Annotated in this window: 16 protein-coding genes; 11 read left to right on the top strand and 5 right to left on the bottom strand. The window is 68.3% G+C overall.

Annotated features, from left to right (window positions below; translation table 11 throughout):
* Window positions 1–141 precede the first annotated feature (141 nt).
* Together GK109_RS14165 and GK109_RS14160 are read left to right on the top strand one after the other, a co-directional pair.
* Window positions 142–927: a histidine phosphatase family protein gene (locus GK109_RS14165; RefSeq protein WP_321216290.1), complete on the top strand. Its 786-nt coding sequence runs from the start codon at window positions 142–144 to the stop codon at window positions 925–927.
* Window positions 911–1,849, top strand: coding sequence for an NAD(P)H-hydrate dehydratase (locus GK109_RS14160; RefSeq protein WP_370460591.1), 939 nt, complete (start codon window positions 911–913; stop codon window positions 1,847–1,849). Before GK109_RS14165 ends, GK109_RS14160 begins: the two co-directional genes overlap by 17 nt.
* A 243-nt stretch (window positions 1,850–2,092) precedes the next feature.
* Here GK109_RS14160 and GK109_RS14155 read toward each other — a convergent pair whose 3' ends face one another.
* From GK109_RS14155 to GK109_RS14145, 3 genes are all read right to left on the bottom strand, one after another.
* Window positions 2,093–2,515, bottom strand: coding sequence for an Hsp20/alpha crystallin family protein (locus GK109_RS14155; RefSeq protein WP_157241333.1), 423 nt, complete (start codon window positions 2,513–2,515; stop codon window positions 2,093–2,095).
* A 484-nt stretch (window positions 2,516–2,999) separates the two neighbouring features.
* Window positions 3,000–4,613, bottom strand: a complete 1,614-nt coding sequence (locus GK109_RS14150; RefSeq protein ID WP_197432469.1) for an FAD-dependent monooxygenase — start codon at window positions 4,611–4,613, stop codon at window positions 3,000–3,002.
* Window positions 4,610–5,176 (bottom strand): hypothetical protein, encoded by a 567-nt coding sequence (locus GK109_RS14145; protein ID WP_157241329.1) that lies wholly within the window; start codon window positions 5,174–5,176, stop codon window positions 4,610–4,612. The genes GK109_RS14150 and GK109_RS14145 overlap by 4 nt, the downstream gene beginning before the upstream one ends.
* 224 nt (window positions 5,177–5,400) lie before the next feature.
* Here GK109_RS14145 and GK109_RS14140 point away from each other — a divergent pair, with 224 nt between their 5' ends.
* Window positions 5,401–7,632, top strand: a complete 2,232-nt coding sequence (locus GK109_RS14140; protein WP_157241327.1) for a S9 family peptidase — start codon at window positions 5,401–5,403, stop codon at window positions 7,630–7,632.
* Between the two features lie 87 nt (window positions 7,633–7,719).
* On the opposite strand, the gene GK109_RS14135 is transcribed toward GK109_RS14140, so the two are convergent.
* Complete coding sequence (locus GK109_RS14135) at window positions 7,720–8,172, bottom strand: SRPBCC family protein (RefSeq protein WP_157241325.1); 453 nt, start codon at window positions 8,170–8,172, stop codon at window positions 7,720–7,722.
* A 283-nt stretch (window positions 8,173–8,455) separates the two neighbouring features.
* Between GK109_RS14135 and GK109_RS14130 the strand changes: the two genes are divergently transcribed.
* The 5 genes from GK109_RS14130 (at window position 8,456) to GK109_RS14110 (ending at window position 15,702) form a co-directional block, all read left to right on the top strand.
* Window positions 8,456–11,035: an AMP-binding protein gene (locus tag GK109_RS14130; protein ID WP_157241323.1), complete on the top strand. Its 2,580-nt coding sequence runs from the start codon at window positions 8,456–8,458 to the stop codon at window positions 11,033–11,035.
* Between the two features lie 173 nt (window positions 11,036–11,208).
* Entirely contained in the window at window positions 11,209–11,883 is a 675-nt protein-coding gene (locus GK109_RS14125) for a peptidoglycan-binding protein (protein ID WP_231755068.1), read from the top strand.
* A 6-nt stretch (window positions 11,884–11,889) separates the two neighbouring features.
* Window positions 11,890–14,286, top strand: a complete 2,397-nt coding sequence (locus GK109_RS14120) for a hypothetical protein (protein ID WP_157241321.1) — start codon at window positions 11,890–11,892, stop codon at window positions 14,284–14,286.
* Between the two features lie 8 nt (window positions 14,287–14,294).
* Complete coding sequence (locus GK109_RS14115; protein ID WP_157241319.1) at window positions 14,295–14,501, top strand: DUF2945 domain-containing protein; 207 nt, start codon at window positions 14,295–14,297, stop codon at window positions 14,499–14,501.
* 4 nt (window positions 14,502–14,505) lie between these two features.
* Window positions 14,506–15,702: an FAD/NAD(P)-binding oxidoreductase gene (locus GK109_RS14110; protein WP_321214297.1), complete on the top strand. Its 1,197-nt coding sequence runs from the start codon at window positions 14,506–14,508 to the stop codon at window positions 15,700–15,702.
* Between the two features lie 79 nt (window positions 15,703–15,781).
* On the opposite strand, the gene GK109_RS14105 is transcribed toward GK109_RS14110, so the two are convergent.
* The gene (locus tag GK109_RS14105; RefSeq protein WP_157241317.1) at window positions 15,782–16,945 is read right to left on the bottom strand and encodes an acetate kinase; all 1,164 of its coding nucleotides are present in this window, start codon (window positions 16,943–16,945) and stop codon (window positions 15,782–15,784) included.
* A 136-nt stretch (window positions 16,946–17,081) separates the two neighbouring features.
* Between GK109_RS14105 and GK109_RS14100 the strand changes: the two genes are divergently transcribed.
* From GK109_RS14100 to GK109_RS14090, 3 genes are all read left to right on the top strand, one after another.
* Window positions 17,082–17,387: a hypothetical protein gene (locus GK109_RS14100; RefSeq protein WP_157241315.1), complete on the top strand. Its 306-nt coding sequence runs from the start codon at window positions 17,082–17,084 to the stop codon at window positions 17,385–17,387.
* 180 nt (window positions 17,388–17,567) lie between these two features.
* Entirely contained in the window at window positions 17,568–18,818 is a 1,251-nt protein-coding gene (locus GK109_RS14095) for a glycosyltransferase family protein (protein WP_197432468.1), read from the top strand.
* Window positions 18,805–20,136: a glycosyltransferase family 4 protein gene (locus GK109_RS14090; RefSeq protein ID WP_321214300.1), complete on the top strand. Its 1,332-nt coding sequence runs from the start codon at window positions 18,805–18,807 to the stop codon at window positions 20,134–20,136. Before GK109_RS14095 ends, GK109_RS14090 begins: the two co-directional genes overlap by 14 nt.
* Window positions 20,137–20,156: the final 20 nt, after the last annotated feature.

Below are 20,156 nucleotides of genomic sequence, written 5' to 3'. Positions count from 1 at the left end.
GGGCCCCGGGAGCGGGTGTCCGAATCGGGCGCGGATTTCGGTTGCGGGCGCGAGATGCCGGCCGCCGTCGTCCGTTATTTTCCCCGCCCGCTGGGTACGCCGCTGGTAGTGTTCCTGCATTCGGAACGGCACGCAGACGGGGTGATTCTCTTGAACGACGACGGGCTGACAGAGGCTGTGCAGGAAGCCGGGGCGGTGGAACTGCTACTGGTCCGGCACGGCGAGAGTGAAGGCAACGTTGCCGCCACCGAGGCCCGGGAGGCAGGGGCGGCGGTCATCGCCGTGCCGGCCCGCGACGCCGATGTGAACCTGTCCGACATCGGGCAGGAGCAGGCCAAGGCCCTGGGCGCGGCTTTGGCCCGGACCGCCGAGGAGTTCCGGCCGGACGCCGTGGTTTCCTCGCCCTATGCACGTGCCCGTCAGACGGCGGAAATCGCCGTGGAGGTGGCGGGCTGGCCCGTGAAGGTGCGCACCGATGAACGGCTCCGGGACCGCGAACTGGGCATCCTGGACCGGCTCACCCGGCTGGGCGTGGAGCAGCGTTACCCGGACGAGGTGGAACGCCGCGAATGGCTGGGCAAGCTGTACTACCGGCCGCCGGGCGGGGAATCCTGGGCGGACGTGGCCCTCCGGCTGCGCTCCGTCCTGGCGGAACTGAACAACCTCGGCACCGGGCATCGGGTGATGCTGGTGTGCCACGACGCCGTGATCATGCTCTTCCGGTACGTGCTTGAAGGGCTGAGTGAAGCAGAACTCCTGGACCTGGCGGCCACCACCTCGGTCCTGAATGCCTCCCTGACCCGCTATGTGCGGCCCTCCGGCGCCGGCCGCTGGACGCTCGAAAGCTTCAATGTCGCGGACCACCTGACCGAGCAGGGCGTTGCCGTGACCGAACATGCCGGGGACGCCAGTGTCCACCCGCGGTGAGGCGGGCGCGGCCGGGGCCGCGCAGCCAGCCCTGGTGACGCCGTCGCTCCTGCGCGACTGGCCGCTCCCTGCCGCCGGCGAGGACAAGTACTCCCGCGGATCGGTATTGGTGGTCGGCGGGGCCCGGGCGACTCCCGGTGCCGCCCTGCTCTCCGGTGCTGCCGCCCTTCGGGCCGGCGCCGGGAAACTCACCCTGGCCGTCGCGGAATCGGTGGCCGTCCACGTGGGCGTCGCGCTGCCGGAATGCGGGGCGGTGGGGCTGCCGGAAACCCCCGGCGGGTCCGTTACGGCCGAGGGACTGGACCGCATTGCCCCGTACCTGGACAAGGCAGATGCCGTGCTGGTGGGTCCGGGCCTCGATGACCTGGACCTGGCCGAGGAGCTGCTTCGGGCGCTGCTCGGGCGGGAGGCCGCCTCCGGGAAAGGGAACGACGGCGGAGGTCCCGCCGTCGTCCTCGATGCCTACGCTTTGGGTGCCTTGGCCAACGTGGAGGACCAGTCCGGTCCGTGGAAGGGGCGCCTGATCCTGACGCCCAATCCCAAGGAGGCTGAGATCCTGCTTGGCCGCGGGCTGGAGGACCTGCCGGCCGATGTTGCTGAGATTGCCGAACGGTACCAGGCGGTGGTGAGCTGCCAGGGCCTGATCGCGAGGCCGCCGGGTGATGCTCCGGAAGAGGCGGAGCTCTGGAAAATCACCACGGGGTACGGCGGGCTGGGGACCTCAGGCAGCGGGGATGTCCTGGCCGGTGCCATCGCCGGCCTTCGCGCCCGGGGAACCAGTGAAGCGCAGGCTGCGTGCTGGGGCACCCATCTTCATGCGGCTGCTGCGGACAGGCTTGCCAGCCGGCTGGGACCCCTGGGCTTCCTGGCGCGCGAACTCGCGGACGAGCTGCCCGCGCTGATGCTGGAACTCAACACCTGATCCGTCCAGGTTAAAAGCAACGCGGGGTCACTTACGGTCCATCCGACGGGGTTTTTTGCGCGATAGGTGACCCCGCGTTGCTTTCTCCGGACATGAGACGGCCCCCGGCCGAAGCCGGGGGCCGCCATACCGGGAAGTGCGGGTGTAGGCTGCCGGTGCGCTTTAAGCGCTGTGGCGTGCATACTGTGCAATCCGCCCTAAAGGCAGTCAGCAAATCCCCGACTTTCCGATCCTGTGTTGAAGCTAGGCGGCAATCTCTTGCTTGGCCCCCTTCGTCTCAATTTCAATCTTGCGCGGCTTGGCCTTTTCGGCGACAGGAATCCGCAGCGTCAGGACACCGGCGTCGTACGTAGCCTTTACGTTGTCAGTATCCAGGGTGTCCCCAAGGATCAGCTGGCGGCTGAACACGCCGCGCGGCCGCTCGGAGGCGATCAACTCGGTGTCCTTGCCTGCAGTGTCGGGGCGCTCGGCCCGTACCGTCAGGACGTTCCGTTCCACATCCAGATCCACAGAATCCAGTGCGACACCGGGCAGATCAAAGGCGACGACAAATTCCTGGTCCTCCCGCCACGCGTCCATCGGCATCGCTGCCGGGCGCGCCGCCGTGCCGAGGACCTGCTGGGCCAGCCTGTCCAACTCGCGGAACGGATCAGTTCGCATCAACATGGCTTCCCTCCTCGTAAGAGACGGTCCAACACTTTTCCGCATCAGCCGATCTGTATTGGCTGATATAGATTTTTTATCACTGGGGAATCAGGTCTGCAAGGGGTTCCGAAGGGTATTTTTGAAGTTTTTTGCGGCCTCGCGGGACATGGGTGAGGGGCCCATCGCGGTACGCGAAAGGCCCCTCAGATGCTGGTTGTCAGCTGCGCGTCGGGTCCGGCCGCAGCGGTGCCGGGCCCGGATCCGGCACCGGCAGCGGGCCCGGGGGTTCCGGTGCGGGGAACGGATTGGGAGCCGGCGGGCCCGGGTGGCCGGGATGGGCTGGATCTGGCTGGTCCGGGCCTGGTTCCGGCGGGAACGGCTCGGGCTCGTGCACTGGCGGGATGGTCATGTGACGTTCCCCTCTCACGTTTGATGGACGTGCCTTGGCGTGAACAGGATACGCCCGCCGCCTCAAGCCCACTAGGCCGGCGGCCCGCCGTTCCCGTCAGTCCGGGACGGCACCCACCAGCCGGAGCCAGGCGCGCAACTGGTGCAGGTCCGACTCCCCGCAGCGGAAACCGACATGGCCGTCCGGGCGCACCGCAACGATGCCGCGGCCGGGATGGCTGCTGAGCCGATGCACATGGACCTTGCGCCCTGAAAACGCGAGCTCCGCGCCCGCCACATCCCAGCCGGCATCATGCTCCAGCAGAATGTGGACGCCCGGCGCGGCCGTCAGCTCGTGAAGGCGGGCGGGCTGCCCGCCGGTGGCTGCCGGCGCGTCCGGCAGCCGGTCCCCCGGCCGCGGCCACCGCGCTGCGGGCGGGGTGCCCTCCAACGAGATGCCGCTGTTCCGGTAGCGGACAAAAGGCTGTGCCAGCAGCCTGATGCCGGCAGACGTGAGGCGCCGCCGGCGCAGCAGCACCGGCAGCAACGGCGCGGAAACCGGAAGGAGGCCGCGGAGCAGGCGCGCAAGGGGGTGGGGTGACGCTTCCCCGAAAAAGATGAGGTGGGTCAGGGCCAGCACGCGCCGGGCAGCGAGGCGGCGCTCGTAGTCGTAGGAGCCGAGCAGTTCCGGGTGCGTCCCGCCGTCGGAAGCGAATCCAAGCTTCCAGCCAAGATTCAGCGCATCAAGGATGCCGTTGTTCATCCCCTGGCCGCCCGCCGGCGAATGGGCGTGCGCGGCGTCTCCGGCCAGGAACAGGTTCCCGCTGCGGAACCTGCTGGCCACTCGGTGCTGCAGGCGGACCTGCGCGGACCACCGCACGTCCCGCACCGTCGCCTCCAGCCCCGACCCCTGGACGAGCCGGGCCACTTCCCCCGCCGGGACTGCCGGCCCCAGCTGCCCGAACGGGCCGGAGGCATGCGGGTCTGCCGTGCGGGTGGCGAGCAGCCGCCACGTGGCGCCCTCGCCCAGGGCCAAAAGGAACGCAAGCCCCGCGCTTCCCACAGCGACATGGAGGAGCCCGGGGTCCAGCGGGCCATCGAGCTCCAGGTCGGCCAGGACTGCCTCCACCCGGTACGGCGCCCCGCTCCACTCGGCACCGACGAGCCCGCGCACGGTACTGGATTGCCCGTCGCATCCGGCGAGGAAGCGGCATTCGTGCTGCTCCAGGCCCTGTTCGTGCGCGTTGCCAAGGGTCCGGTTCGCCCCGGGGAAGTTGCCGTCCGCCAGCCGCAGGTCGGCGCGCAACGCTCCGCCCCTGCCCGGGAAGGCGGCGAGGCCACGGAACTCAACGCCCCAGTCCACCGGCACGTCCCGGGCTTTGAGCGCGCGCCACAGAACGTCTTCGACGTCGGCCTGACGGACCAGCGTCAGGTGCGGGAAGGCCGTGTCCGGAAGGTCGGCGTGGCCAAGCCTGGCCTGCACCACCCGCTTGCCGAGGTGGATGCGTGCCTCCGGGGTGGTGTCCGCCCGGCTGAGCAGTTCGTCCGTGACACCCAGCGGCCGGAGGCCCTCGAGTGCACGGGCGTGGAGCATCATTGCCCGGGAGGGGCGCACCCGTTCCGCCCGCCGGTCGACAATGCGGACGGTAGCTCCGTGGGCATGCGCCTGGAGCGCCGTTGCCAGGCCTGCGGGACCGGCGCCCACCACCAGGACGTCGCTGTGGACCGTCATGGGTGGCCCAGGAGCCGCCACCAGGCCTGGCCGGCGCCGGCGGCGGCAGTTTCCATCCGGGCCGGATCAGCGAGCGCCTCATCCCGGCGCAGCCCGGGCAAAACTTTGTAGCTGATCGAGCCCGGGACGCTCACCAGTTCCAGGACCCGCCACAGGGATGCCGCGTAATGGTGGGCCCTTTCCGCGCCATCCCATTCGTAGAAGCCCCGATACACTCCGCGGTCGTCATGCGCGCACCAGAGCTTTGACACGAAACCAGGAAACCCGACGAAGAGCGGCGTGTTGAGCAGGCTTTCGGCTTCGAACAGGCGGTGCGCCCTGCCCCGCACCAGCCTGAGCCTGAAGGCGACAACGAGTATGCACGGCTCCCTGGGCACGGCTCTGACGGCCGTTTCCCGGTACACCCGCGACGTGCTGCCGTCCGCGAACTGCAGGACGCGTCCCACGTTTTCCCCGGGCAGGTGGACCTGCCGCCGGGCCAGCATCACGAAGCTCCTGCCCACACACCCGGCCACCGCCCGCCAGGCCTGGGCCCTGGGGGCCGGACCTTGTTCGCTGGACATTGCCGCTCTCCTTCCGCGCCCCCTGGTGTCCGTCCGCTCTGTCCCTCCACTCCCTCCACCGTCCCGCACACCGGTCCCCGCCCCTAGGGTCTTTGGCCCTTTTCACCCCGCACCGCTGCCGCGCGCACCGCCGTCGGACGCCCTTTACTCCCGCGCCGGGAGGCGGCGATCCCCCGGTAGCGAACGGCCGGATAATTGTCGGCGCGGATCTATATATTGAAGGAATGACCCAGACTCCGCTGCGGGACTCCGCCGCCACTGCCGCTCCCACACCGCCGGTTGCCAAGAAGATCCCGTCCGAACGTGTCCACCACGGGGACGTTTTCGTGGATAACTACGAGTGGCTGCGGGACAAGGAATCCGCCGAAGTGGTGGCGCACCTGAAGGCCGAGAATGCCTACCAGGAAGCGGTCACCGCACACCAGGAGCCGCTGCGCGAGGCCATTTTCCAGGAGATCAAGGGCCGCACGCAGGAAACGGACCTGTCCGTGCCGCACCGCAAGGACGGCTGGTGGTACTTCAGCCGCTCCGTGGAGGGCAAGGAATACGGCATCCAGTGCCGGGTCAGGGCCGCGGACACCGGGGACAAGGTTGCCGACTGGACCCCGCCCGCCGTCCAGCCCGGCGTCGAAATCCCCGGCGAGGAAGTCCTGCTGGACGGCAACGTGGAGGCGGAGGGCAAGCCGTTCTTCTCGGTGGGCGGCTCGGCCGTAACCGTGGACGGCACCCTCTACGCCTATGCCGTGGACAACTCGGGGGACGAGCGCTTCACCCTCCGCATCAAGGACCTCAGCACCGGCGAGCTGCTGCCGGACGTCATCGAGAATATCTTCTACGGCGTTGCCTTCTCCCCCGACGGCACCCGGATTTTCTACACAATGGTGGATGATTCCTGGCGCCCGTACCAGGTGAAGGCGCACGTCCTGGGCACGCCTGTGGCCGACGATGTGGTCATCTACCAGGAGGACGACGCCGCCATGTGGCTGGGCTTCGAGCTCTCAGCTGACCGGCGCCACCTCGTGCTGGGCATCGGGTGCTCGGAGTACAGCGAAACCCGCCTGCTCCGCTTTGACGACCCCGCCCAAGAACTCATTACCGTGATCTCCCGGAACGACCGCGTGCTCTATGAGGCCGAGCCGTTCCTGCTTGCCGGGCCGGACGGCGAAAAACGCGAGCGCATCCTGCTGACGCACAACCGCGGTGCGGTCAACTCCATGGTCTCCCTGGCGGACCCGGCGGAGCTCGCCAAGCCGCTGGCAGAGCAGGCCTGGGTCACCGTCGTCGAACATTCCGACGACGTCCGCATCAACGGCGCGGGAGTCACCTCCACGCACCTGGTCGTTTCCATCCGCAAGGACACCATCGAGCGCGTGCAGTTCATCGGTCTGGCAGGGCTGGGGACGCCCGCCCAGGAAGAACCCGTGGAGCCGGCCTTCGATGAGGAGCTCTACACTGCGGGCGTAGGCGGGTCGGACTACGAGGCCCCGGTCATCCGGCTGGGCTATACGTCCTACTTCACGCCGTCGCGCGTGTACGACTTCGTGCTGCCCACCCCGCAGCAGCCCGCGGGTGAGCTGCTGCTGCGGAAGGAAAGCCCGGTCCTGGGCGGCTACGACGGCAGCGACTACGTCGCCACCCGGGAGTGGGCAGACGCCGCGGACGGCACCAGGATTCCGCTCTCCGTACTGCGGCACAAGGCCGTGAAGCAGGACTCGACGGCGGCCGGCCTGGTGTACGGGTACGGCTCCTATGAGCTGAGCATGGATCCGGGCTTCGGGATCGCGCGGCTGTCGCTGCTGGACCGCGGCGTGGTGTTCGTGATCGCCCACATCCGCGGCGGCGGGGAGCTGGGCCGGCACTGGTACGAGGACGGCAAGAAGCTCACCAAGAAGAACACGTTCACCGACTTCATCGACGCCACAGACTGGCTGGCCGGTTCCGGCTGGGTGGATCCTGCGCGGATCGCCGCCCTGGGCGGATCGGCCGGCGGCCTGCTGATGGGGGCCGTGGCGAACATGGCGCCGGAAAAGTACGCAGTGATCGTGGCGCAGGTGCCGTTCGTGGACCCCCTGACCAGCATCCTCGATCCCGAGCTGCCGCTATCCGCCCTGGAGTGGGAGGAGTGGGGCAACCCCATCACCGATCCCGCGGCCTACGCCTATATGAAGTCCTACTCCCCCTACGAGAACGTCAGGGAGGCGGCGTATCCCAAGATCGCCGCCGTCACCTCCTTCAACGACACCCGGGTCCTGTACGTGGAACCGGCCAAGTGGGTGCAGGAGCTGCGGAGCAAAACCACCGGCACCGAGCCCATCCTGATGAAGATCGAGATGGATGGCGGGCACGGCGGCGCGTCCGGCCGCTACGTGCAGTGGCGGGAACGGGCCTGGGACTACGCCTTCATCGCCGATTCCCTTGGCGCCACCGAGCTGCTGCCCGGCGCCGGCCTGAAGTAGGACGACGCCGTACGCCATCGACTGCTCCGATATTGCCGTTTAGAGCCTCCAAAACGGCGTTTTCGGAGCAATCGATGGGGAAACCGCTCAGGACTGTGGATGCTCCGCCAGCCACTCGGCCAGCGTTTCGAGATTGGCGCGGACGGTCCTTCCCTGGGCCCGTTCCACCAGCGGGTCGGCCAGCTTGCCAAAGATGCCGCCCAGGCCGGACGCGGCCTCGATGCGCTCGGTGACGCGGGTGCCGCCGTCGGCCGGTTCGAGCGTGATGGTAATGGTGAAGTCCAGCTTGCCCTCGACGGAACGGGACACCATGCGCCGGGGCGGATCAAACTCAGTGATTTCGGCGGTCCAGTCGAACTGCCGCCCCATGATCTTGCTGGTTCCGCGGCCCCGTGAACCCACGCCCAGCGGGCCGTCACCGATCTGCCCGGACGAGGTGACCGAGGAATCGTAGACGGCGATGTTCTCGAATTTCGACAGGAAGTCAAAGACCTCCTGCTGCGGCCGGGGAATGACGACGGTTTCTTCCACAACAGGCATTGGATTCTCCTTGGACAACGGCCTGGTGCCGGCCCGGCTCGGCCGGCAGGTAGGCACAGCGCCAGCTTGGCCCGACGGCTTTGGGCTGTCAAGACGCTGCCGGAAAGCTCACCCTCGTGGTTCATCGACTGCTCCAATAAAGCCCTTTTGAGCCCCCGGAACGACGTTATTGGAGCAGTCGATGGGCATTTCCGCGGAAGCAGGCACTCCCCTTTTATTTCTCCATCCGCTTTTCTTAACGCCCGATTTTAGTAAGGTAAGGCTGTACTAATAAGATTGCCGGATGACCACGCAGCTTGATTTCGCGCGGGTTTCTTTCGCTGCCGATCTTGCGCGCTACGGAAACCGGCCTGCCATCCTTGCCGACGGGCTGACGCTGACCTACCGGGAGCTGGCCGCCCGCGTCGACAGCTTTGCCCGGAGGCTGGGCACTGAACGGCGCCTCATCGCCCTTGCGGCGTCCAACGACGTCGAATCGCTGGTGGCCTACCTTGCCGCCCTGGCGTCCGGCCACCCGCTGATCCTCCTCCCGGAAGACAAGCCGGCTGCCCTCGAATCCCTGGTGGCGGCCTACGACCCCGACGTCGTGGTCCGCTCCGCGAACGGCGAGTGCGTCCTGGACGAACGCCGGCCCGGAACCGGCCACACCCTGCATCCGGACCTTGCCCTCCTGCTCAGCACGTCCGGCTCCACGGGCTCCCCCAAACTGGTGCGCCTCTCCCACGCCAACCTGCAGGCCAACGCCGAGTCCATCGCTACGTACCTGCGAATCACGGCTGAAGACCGGGCCGCCACCACCTTGCCGATGTCCTACTGCTACGGCCTCTCGGTCATCAACAGCCATCTGCTGCGCGGCGCCGGCCTGGTCCTGACCGGACTGTCGGTGGTGGATCCGTGCTTCTGGGAGCTGTTCCGGCGGGAAGGTGCCACGGCGTTCGCCGCCGTTCCCTACACCTTTGAGCTGCTGGAGCGCGTGGGCTTCGCGGACATGGACCTGCCCAGCCTGCGCTACGTCACCCAGGCCGGCGGCCGGCTCGCCCCGGAGAGCGTCCGGCACTACGCGGAACTGGGCCGCCGGCAGGGCTGGGAACTCTTCGTCATGTACGGCCAGACGGAGGCCACGGCCCGGATGGCGTACCTGCCGCCCGACCTTGCCGCCGCCCATCCCGGCGCCATCGGCGTGCCCGTCCCCGGCGGAGACTTCCTCATCGAACCCGTGCCCGGACTGGCCGACGGCGAGCTCGTGTACACCGGGCCCAACGTCATGCTGGGATATGCCGAGACCCCGGAGGACCTGGCACAGGGCCGCACCGTCACCGAGCTCCGCACCGGCGACCTCGCCGTGAAGAACGCCGCAGGCCTCTACGAGGTGCGCGGGCGGCGCAGCCGGTTCGTCAAGATCGTGGGACTGCGCGTGGACCTGGGCCAGGTGGAACGCCTCCTGGCGGACCTCGGCGTGCACGCAGCGAGCGCCGGAACGGACCAGGGGCTCGTCGTCGCCGTGGAGGGAACCCACGACACCCGGCTGCTCACCAAAGTCCTCGCCCAGGGCCTCGGCCTGCCGCGCGCCGCCGTCGACATCCATGCCGTGGCGGAACTTCCCCGCCTGGCCACCGGCAAGGTGGACTACCCGGCAGTGGCAGCGCTCTCCGCAAAAGCCGCGGGCAACGCGGCTGCCCCGGCAACAGCCGCGGACAAAGCGGCCCCGCACAACCGCACCCCTGACAGTCGCTCCCCGCAGGAGCCGCAGGGCACCGGGGCCGGGCCGGACACCGTCAGGCGCATCTACGAGGACACGCTGGAGCAGACGGACATCGCGGACACGGACACGTTCGTCTCGCTCGGCGGCGACTCCCTGTCCTTCGTGGCGGCCTCGGTCCGGCTCGAGCAGGCCCTGGGCCACCTGCCCCCGGACTGGCATGTCACGCCGGTCCGCGACCTGGAGCCGCGCCGGCCGGGCCGGCCCGCCCGGACCCGGCTCGCACGGCTCTTTGCCCCCACGGACACCAGCCTGGTCCTCCGGGCCGTGGGAATCTTCCTGATCGCCGGCACGCACATCGGCCTGTTCAACTGGCAGGGCATGGCCCACGTGCTGATTGCCGCGGCCGGGTTCAACTTCGCACGCTTCCAGCTCTCCGGCGAAAGGCTGCCCCGCCTGCGCCGGCAGCTCACCAGCGTGGCCCGGATCGCCGTGCCCAGCATGGTGTTCATCGCCTTCGCCTACCTGGTCACCGACCACTACGGCCTGGTCAACATCGTGCTCCTCAACGCCATCCTGGGGCCGGAGCAGGTGACCACGCAGTGGCATTTCTGGTTCATCGAGGTGATCGTCTACATCCTGCTGGCCATGACGGCCCTGCTCTCCATCCCGTGGCTGCACCGCGCGGAACGCCGATTCCCGTTCATTTTCCCGCTCATCCTGTTCGGCGGCGGCCTCCTGACCCGGTACGAACTCGTGGAGCCGGGTGTGCCGTACACCGTCCCCGCACTGTGGCTCTTCGCGCTCGGATGGGCGGTGGCCCGGTCCCGCAACCTCGCCCAGCGCTGCATTGTCTCCGCCCTGGCCGTCCTCACGGTTCCGGGGTTCTTCGAGGACGCCAACCGCGACGTCACGGTGATTGCCGGCATCCTGCTGCTTGCCTGGCTGCCCGCCCTCCCCATGCCGCGGGCCCTGGGCCGCGTGACGGTCCTGCTGGCCAGCGCCTCCATGCACATCTACCTCGTCCACTGGCTGGTCTACCCGCCGCTGGCGGGCCTGGGCCTTCCGCTCGCACTGGCTGCCTCCCTGGCGGCAGGCGTGGCCTACTGGGCCTTGTGCAACAGGGTTGCCGGCGCCGCCCAGCGTTTGCGCGCACGGACCTGAGCGGACGACGGCGGCCCTCCTCCGCCGTCGCCCGTCACCTTGCGCCAAGCCGCACCATGGGCGGCGCTGGACACGGATGTATCCAATAACACTAATCATGCTTACTATTGTCTGGCGCTGGCTGCCCGCTGGGGGCAGGCCAACCAGCGCCGTACGTGGAGGTTTCTGTGAGCATGGAAGAAATGCGTCCCCTGACCGACGACGAACTAATGGCGGAACAGGGAACCGCTTTGCCGGACAAGGAAGTTGCCTCTGTCCTTGACCTGAATGCGGACCTGGATCTTGGCATCGATGCGGCGGCACCCATCGATCTCGCCGTGGCCGCCAATGCCAACGTGGCCGCGCCGATCGACGCCGCGGCGTCCGCCAACATCCTCTCCTACGGCTCCGAGGCCCAGGCGCTGGCCGACCAGGGGGTGATGATCGAGCAGGGCATTGTGGCTGACGCCAATGCGGCTTCCGCCCAGGACAGCACCATCGACCAGTCGGACGACACCGTCGGCGACGGCACGGTGGAGGACGGCGCGGCGGGCACCGGGACTACGGAGGCCGGCACCGCCCTGCCGGACGTCGGCGCGCTGCCGGTGGACCCGGCCGCCGCACTCGACGGCGACCTGCTCAACGTCAACGTGGACCTTGCCGCCGACGCGGACATCGCGGCCCCGATCAACGGCGCAGTGGCCGCCAACGCCAACGTGGCCGCGCCCATCGATGCCGCGGTTGCCGCGAACATCGGCTCCATCGACAGCCAGGCATACGCCGTGGCCGAACAGGATGCCATCATCTCCCAGCACATCGAGGGCGAAGCCAACGCCACTGCCGACCAGCAGTCCGACCTCCGGCAGTAAGCACCCATGACCCACACAAGCGGCGGGCCACGCACCCAGGCGGGCCCGCCGTCGTCCGCTGCGCCCACCGGCGACCACCCGCTGCACACTCCCGCCCGGGCCGACGGCGTCCAGCTCATCGGGCCTTCCGAGGGATCCGGCTACCGGGAGCCGCCATCGCTGGTCCGCCGCGCCGACGGCCAGACCCTGCAACTGACGCCGCTGCTGTTCGCGGTGCTGGAGGCAGTGGACGGGACACGGACGGAGGAGGAGGTTGCCCGGCACGCCAGCGAGGCGTCCGGAAGGCTGATCAGCGCGGACAACGTCCGCACATTGATGGACTCACAGCTGCTGCCGCTGGGCCTGCTGCGGCTTGCGGACGGATCCCAGCCCGAGGTCCGGAAGGCTGATCCGCTGCTGGGCATGCGCTTCCGCTACACAGTGACCGACCCGGAACGCACCCGCAGAATCACGGCACCCTTCACGGTTCTGTTCAACCCGCTGGTGGTCGTATTGGTAACCCTGGCATTCCTGGCTGCCTGTTGGTGGGTGCTGATGGTCAAGGGCCTGGGATCTGCCACCCACGAGGCGTTTGAGAACCCGGTCCTGCTCCTGTTGATTTTTGCCGTCACCATCCTTTCCGCGGGGTTCCACGAATTCGGGCACGCCGCCGCTGCCCGCAGGGGCGGGGCCACGCCCGGCGCCATGGGTGCAGGCCTGTACCTTATCTGGCCGGCGTTCTTCACGGACGTCACGGATTCCTACCGGCTGGGCCGCGGCGGCAGAATCCGCACGGACCTTGGCGGCCTTTACTTCAACGCCGTTGTTGCCGTAGGCATCATGGGACTGTGGTGGGCTACCGGCTTCGATGCCCTGCTGCTGGTGGTGGTCACCCAGATCCTGCAGATGGTCAGGCAGCTGCTGCCTCTGGTCCGCTTTGACGGGTACCACATTTTGGCCGACGCTACCGGCGTGCCGGACCTCTTCCAGCGCATCAGGCCCGTCCTGCTGGGCCTGCTTCCCTGGCGCTGGGGACGGCCGGAAAACCGGGTCCTCAAGCCGTGGGCGCGCGCCGTCGTGACCCTGTGGGTGCTGGTCACCGTGCCGCTGCTGCTGTTCAGCCTTGCCATGATGGTGCTGGCCCTGCCCCGGCTCCTGGCCACCGCCTGGAGCAGTGCGGCCAAACAGCAGGAGCTGCTCGCCGGGAGCCTTGGCGCCGGGGACCTGGCCGGCGCCGCCGTGCGCGTCCTGGCCATTGCGGCCGTGGCCCTTCCCATGGTTGGCATGCTTTACATCCTGGTGCGGCTGCTGCGGCAGCTGGTCACCCGCCTCTGGCGGAAAACGAGCGGACACGCACTTCGGCGGACTGCCGCGATGGGCGCAGTGGCGGCACTGCTGGCGGGGCTTGCGTGGGCGTGGTGGCCCGACGGCGGCACGTACCGTCCGGTGCAGCCGTACGAACGCGGGACGTTGGCCGATGCGACGGCTTCGGTCCTGCCTGCCTCGGGCACAGCGCTGCGGGAAGGCGGCAGCGGACGGACCGTGGCCCTGTGGCCCGAAGGCGCCGCAAAGCCCACCCGGGAGAACCCTCAGTTGAGCATGGTGCTGGTGCCGGTGGACGCTCCCGCGGGGGCTGGTCCGGCAGGAACCGCCAATTCAGAGGCTCCGTCCTGGGTGTTCCCCTTTGACAGACCGGCAGCTCCCGAGGAGGGCGGCAACCAGGCCCTGGCCGTCAACACCACCGACGGGTCCGTGACCTACAGCGTCGCCTTCGCTCTGGTGTGGGCCGAGGACGGTGAACCCGTTGATACCAGGAATGAGGCCTACGCCTTTGCCAGCTGCAGCGGGTGCGCCGCCGTGGCCGTGGGCTTCCAGGTGGTCCTCATCGTGGGCCAGGCCGACGTTGTGGTGCCGGAGAACCTCTCCGCCGCGGCGAACTACAACTGCTTAGAGTGCCTTACCTATGCACTGGCCAGCCAGCTGGTCCTCACCTTGGATGGCCCGCTTAGCGAAGCGGGCATGGCCTCCCTTCAGGCGCTGTGGGCAGAAATCGCCGAGTACGGCCGGAATATCCAGAACGTGCCGCTTTCCGAAATCCAGGCCACCCTGTCCTCCTACAAGGCACAGATCATGGCCATCGTCCAGGCGGATCCCAGCGCCACACAAAGTTCCGCCCAGGAAGCCACTCCTGCTCCTTCCGGGGAACCAGGCCCAGCCCAGGCACCAACGGCCCCGGCCTCATCCGGCACGGGAACCGGCGCAACCGCTCCGGCAGGGACAGCGCCCGCCACCGCCCCGGCGACCCAGCCGGCGCCAGGCGACGCGCCGCCGTCGTACGCCCCCGTTGAGACACCGCTCCCAACGGCGGATACTGGGGGCACGGCTCCCGCAGCCGAGCCGCTTCCCACCACAAACCCCACCTAGGAGCACAGATGTCATTGGGCAAGGGAACGTCCGTGGAATGGAACACCCCGCAGGGCAAGACGCACGGCAGGATCGTGGAAAAGAAGACCAGTGACTTTGAACTGGACGGGAACACCCACCGTGCCAGCGAGGACGAGCCGCAGTATGTGGTGGAGTCGGCCAAGACCGGAGCCCGGGCCGCGCACAAGGCTTCCGCCCTGACCGAAAAGAAGTAGCACGGTGGCCGCGCAGCACGAGGTGGTCATCATCGGCGGCGGCAACGCCGGCGTGTCACTTGCCGCCCGCCTGGAGCGCTACGGGGTCAAGGACGTGGCCGTCGTGGAGCCCAAGGACCACCACTTCTACCAGCCGCTGTTCTCCCACATCGCCGGCGGCCGGGCGCAGGCAACGGAGGCCGTCCGGTCGCAGGAGTCCGTGATCCCCCAGGGCGTGACGTGGATCCACGACGCCGCCGCCGGTGTGGACACGGACGCGAACACCGTCACCCTGGCGTCCGGTTCCACCGTGTCCTACGGACAGCTGGTGGTGTGCCCCGGCCTGCAGTATGACTGGGATGCCGTGCCCGGCCTGGCCGAGGCCGTGCACTCGCCCGCCGGCGCCTCGCACTACGAGTTCGAACTGGCGTCCAAGGCCTGGACCCTGTTGAGCGGCCTCACGTCCGGCACGGCCGTCTTCACCATGCCCGCCGGTCCCGTCAAATGCGGCGGCGCAAGCCAGAAACCCATGTACCTGGCCTGCGACTACTGGCGGGAACAGGGTGTCCTGGACCGGATCCGCGTGGTGATGGTGCAGCCCTACCCCACCGTGTTCGGTGTCCCGGAGGTGGACCGGGAACTTGACCGCAAGATCGCCGAGTACGGCATCGAGCTGCGGACCAACAGCGAACTGGTTGCCGTGGACGCGGCCGGCCAGACAGCCACTATCCGGGACCTGGCCGCCGGTACCGAAGAGAACCTGCACTACGACGTCCTCAACGCCGTTCCGCCGCAGTCCGCCCCGGACTGGCTCAAGGCGACCGACCTGCCTGCAGCCGGTGACGCCGGCGGCTTCGTGGAGGTGGACCGGCAGACGCTCCGGCATATCCGGTTCCAGAACGTCTGGTCGCTGGGGGACGCGGCCGGAACCACCAATTCCAAGTCGGGGGGCGCCCTGCGGAAGCAGACGAAGGTCCTGGCCAAAAACCTGGTGGCCGCGCGGAAAGGCAAGGCCCTGCGGGCAAAGTACAACGGCTACTCGGTGTGCCCCTTCACGGTGTCACGCGACACCGTGGTGTTCGCCGAGTTCGACGACCGGTACCGGGCCATGCCCACCATTCCCCGGGTGCCAACCTGGAACGAGAGCAGGCTGTCCTGGGTGGTGGACCGGGACATCTTCCCGCAGGTCTACTGGAACCTAATCCTCAAGGGCAGGGCTTAAGTGAGAGAGCGTCCGGGGAAACCCCGCGTTAAGTGAGAGAGCGTCCGGGGAAACCCCGCGTTAAGTGATAGAGCGTCGGTTACCCGGCCGCGGAAGTCACGACGGCGGCAGTCGCCTCCGCGATGGCCCGCTCCTCGTCCGTGGGAACCACCAGGACGGGAATGGCGGACCGCGCCGTGGAAATGACGCGCGGCTCCTTTGACCGCTCGGCGTTCAGGCCGGCGTCGAGCTCTATGCCCAGCGCGCCCAGCCTGTCCGCCACCAGGGCACGGAACTGGTGGGAGTTCTCGCCGATCCCTGCAGTGAACACCAGTGCCTTCGCCCCGCCCACGGCGACGTGGTACCCGCCGATGTACTTGGCCAGCCGGTAGGAGGTGACGGCGAGCGCCGTCGCAGCCCGCGCGTCGCCGGATTCCGAGGCCTCCACCACGGAGCGCATGTCGTTGTTGCCGGCCAGGCCTTTCAACCCGGATTCCCGGTTGAGCATGGTGTCCAGGTCTTCCGGCGTCCAGCCTGCCCGGCCCAGGAACACCAGGATGGACGGGTCCAGGTCGCCCGATCGGGTCCCCATCACCAGGCCTTCGAGGGGCGTGAAGCCCATGGACGTGTCCACGGAGTGGCCGCCCCGGATGGCGGTGACGGAGGCGCCGTTGCCCAGGTGGGCAATCACGCCGTCGAACTCTTTCATGGGCAGGTCCAGCAGCGCTGCCGCGCGCCGCGCCACGTACTCGTGGGAAGTGCCGTGGAAGCCGTAGCGGCGGATGCCGTGGTTGGTGTACAGCTCATCCGGGACAGCGTAGCGCCAGGCGTGCTCCGGGAGGGTGCGGTGGAAGGCGGTGTCGAACACGGCAACCTGCGGCATGTCCGGCCACTTCCTGGTGATGGCGCGGATCCCCAGCACGTTGGCCGGGTTGTGCAGCGGTGCCAGCGGGTTCAGGCGCTCGATGGCGCGGGTGATCTCGTTGTCAATCAGCACGGGTTCGGCGAACCGCTCGCCGCCGTGCACCACCCGGTGGCCCACTGCCGCCAGCTCCAAGCCGCCGAGTTCCTGGTGGATGGCGGCGTCCACCTGCTCCAGCGCCTCGGCGTGGTCCCGCGGGCCCTCAATCTCGCCGTCCCCGTCACCGCCGTTGCCCATGCCGATCTTCTCGATCAGCCCCTCGGTCAGGACGCTCCCGGCCGCGACATCGCGCACCTGGTATTTGAGCGACGACGATCCGGAGTTGATGACGAGCACGAGCATGAGGGGCCTCCTGAGCCTTGCTTCTGCGGTTCAAACCCCACTATAGGTGGGCGCGGCGGCCGATTCCTTGCGGATGGGCCCGGCTGCGCCTAGAGTCGGGGCGGACAGGCTGGACCACGCCCGAGAGGACACTTCCATGACGAACGAACCCGCGTCGATTGACGAGAATGATCCCACCAACACGGGATCCAGCAGCACCCCTCCCCTGAATGCCCAGGCGGATTCGGATGCCCGGCCGGGCTCCGGAAAGAAGGACCCCACGGTGGTGGAGGGCGCCAACCCGGCCCTGGACGACACCGGCAACCTCAAGGCCGCCGAAACCGGCGAAGCCCCCGAGGCCCCGGAGAACACGGAGGACCTGGACCTCACCCCGCAGGGCCTGTCGGACGAACCCGCCAAGCAGGAGGACCAGGAAAGCCTGGCCAAGCCGGACAACAGCTGAACAGCACCTCATTGCCGGGCCGCTCGACGGCTGGCAGCAATGGCGACGGCGGCACCCTGGCGGGTGCCGCCGTCGTTTTATCCCTGAATATGTTGCTACCCGTGCGGTCACGGGCAATACTGGGCTTGTAACGTCAGCTCAGGGAGTGTGACAACCGGCTTGAATGAAATTTCCGGAAAAATGAAGGCCGCCAAGACACCGAAGCCGCTGAGGGTGGTGCTCTACTCCCACGATTCGCAGGGCCTTGGCCATAGCCGCCGCAACCTGGCCTTGGCGCATGCGCTCTCGCGCGGGTTGCCGGGGCTGACCGGCCGTCCCGTGAGCGGCCTGCTGATCACGGGCGAGCCGAACGCCCCGCGTTTCTGCGCGCCCGTTGGCTGGGACTGGGTCCTGCTGCCCGGAATCCAGAAGGGTCCGAACGGCTACGAGCCCCGCCACCTCCAGGTTGGACAGCCCAAACTCGTGCGGATCCGTTCGCGGATCCTGGCCGCCGTCACCAAACAGTTCAAGCCGCATCTGGTCATCGTAGACCGGCACGCCTTCGGTGTTGACAACGAACTGGCCCGTGCCCTCGGCCGGCTCCGGACGGCAAAGCCCAACTGCCGGGTGGTGCTTGGCCTTCGGGAAGTCCTGGACTCTCCCTCTGCCGCCCGGCGGGAATGGCGGGCTTTGGGCGATCTTTCGCGGGTGCGTGAGGCCTTTGATGAAGTCTGGGTCTATGGGGACCCGGCCGTCCACGATCCCCTGAGCACCGGGGAGGTGCCGCAGGAACTGGAGGACCTCGTCCGGTTTACCGGCTACCTCGCCGCGAACCGGCACTCAGCCCAGCCAGGCCCCGAATCCCGCAGCCCCTACGTGCTGACGCTCGCAGGCGGGGGCGGCGACGGCCTGGAGGTTACGCTCACGGCCGCCCGAGCGGAAGTACCGGCCGGCTATGAGCACCTGGTGGTGACCGGGCCGAACATGCCGATGGGACACCGGGCCGAAGTGGAGCGCGCTGCCGGCGCCTCCGTGACAGTCGTAGGCTCAGTGCGGGACGCCCTGCCGGAGATCAGGGACGCGGCTGCGGTGGTCTCCATGGGAGGGTACAACAGCGTCTGCGAGATCATGAGCACCACAACCCCGGCGCTGATTGTCCCCCGCACCAGTCCCCGCCGGGAGCAGCTGATACGGGCCAAGGCCCTGGCCGACCGGGGGCTCATTGATCTTTGCCGGCCCGAAGCGTTCACCCCCGAGGCCTTGGGTGCATGGTTCCGCTCCGCAGCGGGCTCCTCCACCACCCGCACCGGCATTTCGCTGAGCGGGCTGGAGACGGTGTGCGGCCTTGCTGCCGGGCTGCTCGCTAGCCCGGTAACACGCCGGAGATCGGCCCCGGCAGTAATCCAGCACCCTGGGATCCGCTCGGACTGGAGGAACCGTGCAGCTGTCTGAGCAGGTTCGCACCGGATATGTGCTGAAGGTTTACCCCAGGTTTTCGGAGACCTTTATCGTTACCGAGATCCTCGCAAGGGAAGCGGCGGGGGAAGACATCCACATTTTTTCGCTCCGCCAGGCCTCGGATCCCCGTTTCCACCCGGAACTCGCCCGCGTGCAGGCCCCTGTGACATACCTCGGCAGGCCCGCCAGGCTCGCAGAAGGATGGATGGTCATCGCCGAGGCGGAGAGGACTGTTCCCGGGTTCGGCGCATCCTTCGCCCGCATGCTGCCCGAGCTTGCCAGGGCAGATGCAGGGGAAGTGCACCAGGGCATTGAATTGGCGGTTCAGGCAACCCGCCGGGGAATCACGCACCTGCACGCGCACTTTGGGAGCCTCGCTGCCCGGACGGCGGCGATCGCCGCTGCACTGGCCGGCATACGTTTTTCGTTCACGGCCCATGCCAAGGATCTCTTCCATGAAGCTGTTGACGAGGACGTTCTGCGGTCACTGATGGCATCGGCCTCGCACGTGGTGACCGTCAGCGACTTCAATGCCGGCTTCCTGCGGGCCATTGCGCCGGACTCCGCCGGCAAAGTGCGGCGCATCTACAACGGCCTCGAACTGGGACGGTTTCCCTACCTGCCGCCGTCCGCCCTGCATTCACCCCTGCGGATTGCGGCCGTGGGCCGCCTGGTGGAGAAAAAGGGCTTCCGGCACCTCATTGATGCAGTGGCTGCCCTGCAGGCCGCGGGGGTCAGCACCGTGACGCGGATCGCGGGCGGCGGAGAACTGGAGGAAGACCTGGCAGGCCGGATTGCGCGGCTCGGGCTTGAACGCAGCGTGGAACTGCTGGGACCCCGCACGCAGAACGAGGTGATCGAGCTGCTGCGGTGGGCCGATGTGTTCGTGGCGCCCTGTGTTGTGGGTGCTGACGGCAACACCGACGGGCTTCCCACCGTACTGCTCGAAGCCATGGCTTTGGGGGTCCCGGTGGTGGCCAGCGCCGTCACCGGCATCCCCGAGGTGGTGGGGCACGACGACGGCGGGAGACAGACCGGTATTCTTACGGTCCCGGGCAGCACCGGCGAGCTCGTCGCCGCCTTGCAGGAGGTCACCCGGCCGGGTTTCGACCGGATCGGCATGGCTGGCGCCGCCAGGAGGCTCGTGGAACGGAACTTCGATGCGGCCATCCAGTCAGCGGCCCTGAGGGATCTGCAGTACCAGAGCACCGCTGTCCATTCCAGGTCTCAGCCCGGGCGGGCCACCCCTGTGGACTTCGCACCAGCTGATGCGGCCCTGAGCCCTGTCCTGACACAATCCGCAGGCCGCTGAGCAATGGCCGGCGGGGTATC

This window comes from Pseudarthrobacter sp. GA104 (genome assembly GCF_009741265.1).
Taxonomy (GTDB): domain Bacteria; phylum Actinomycetota; class Actinomycetes; order Actinomycetales; family Micrococcaceae; genus Arthrobacter.
This window is presented reverse-complemented; position numbering and strand designations above follow the sequence as displayed.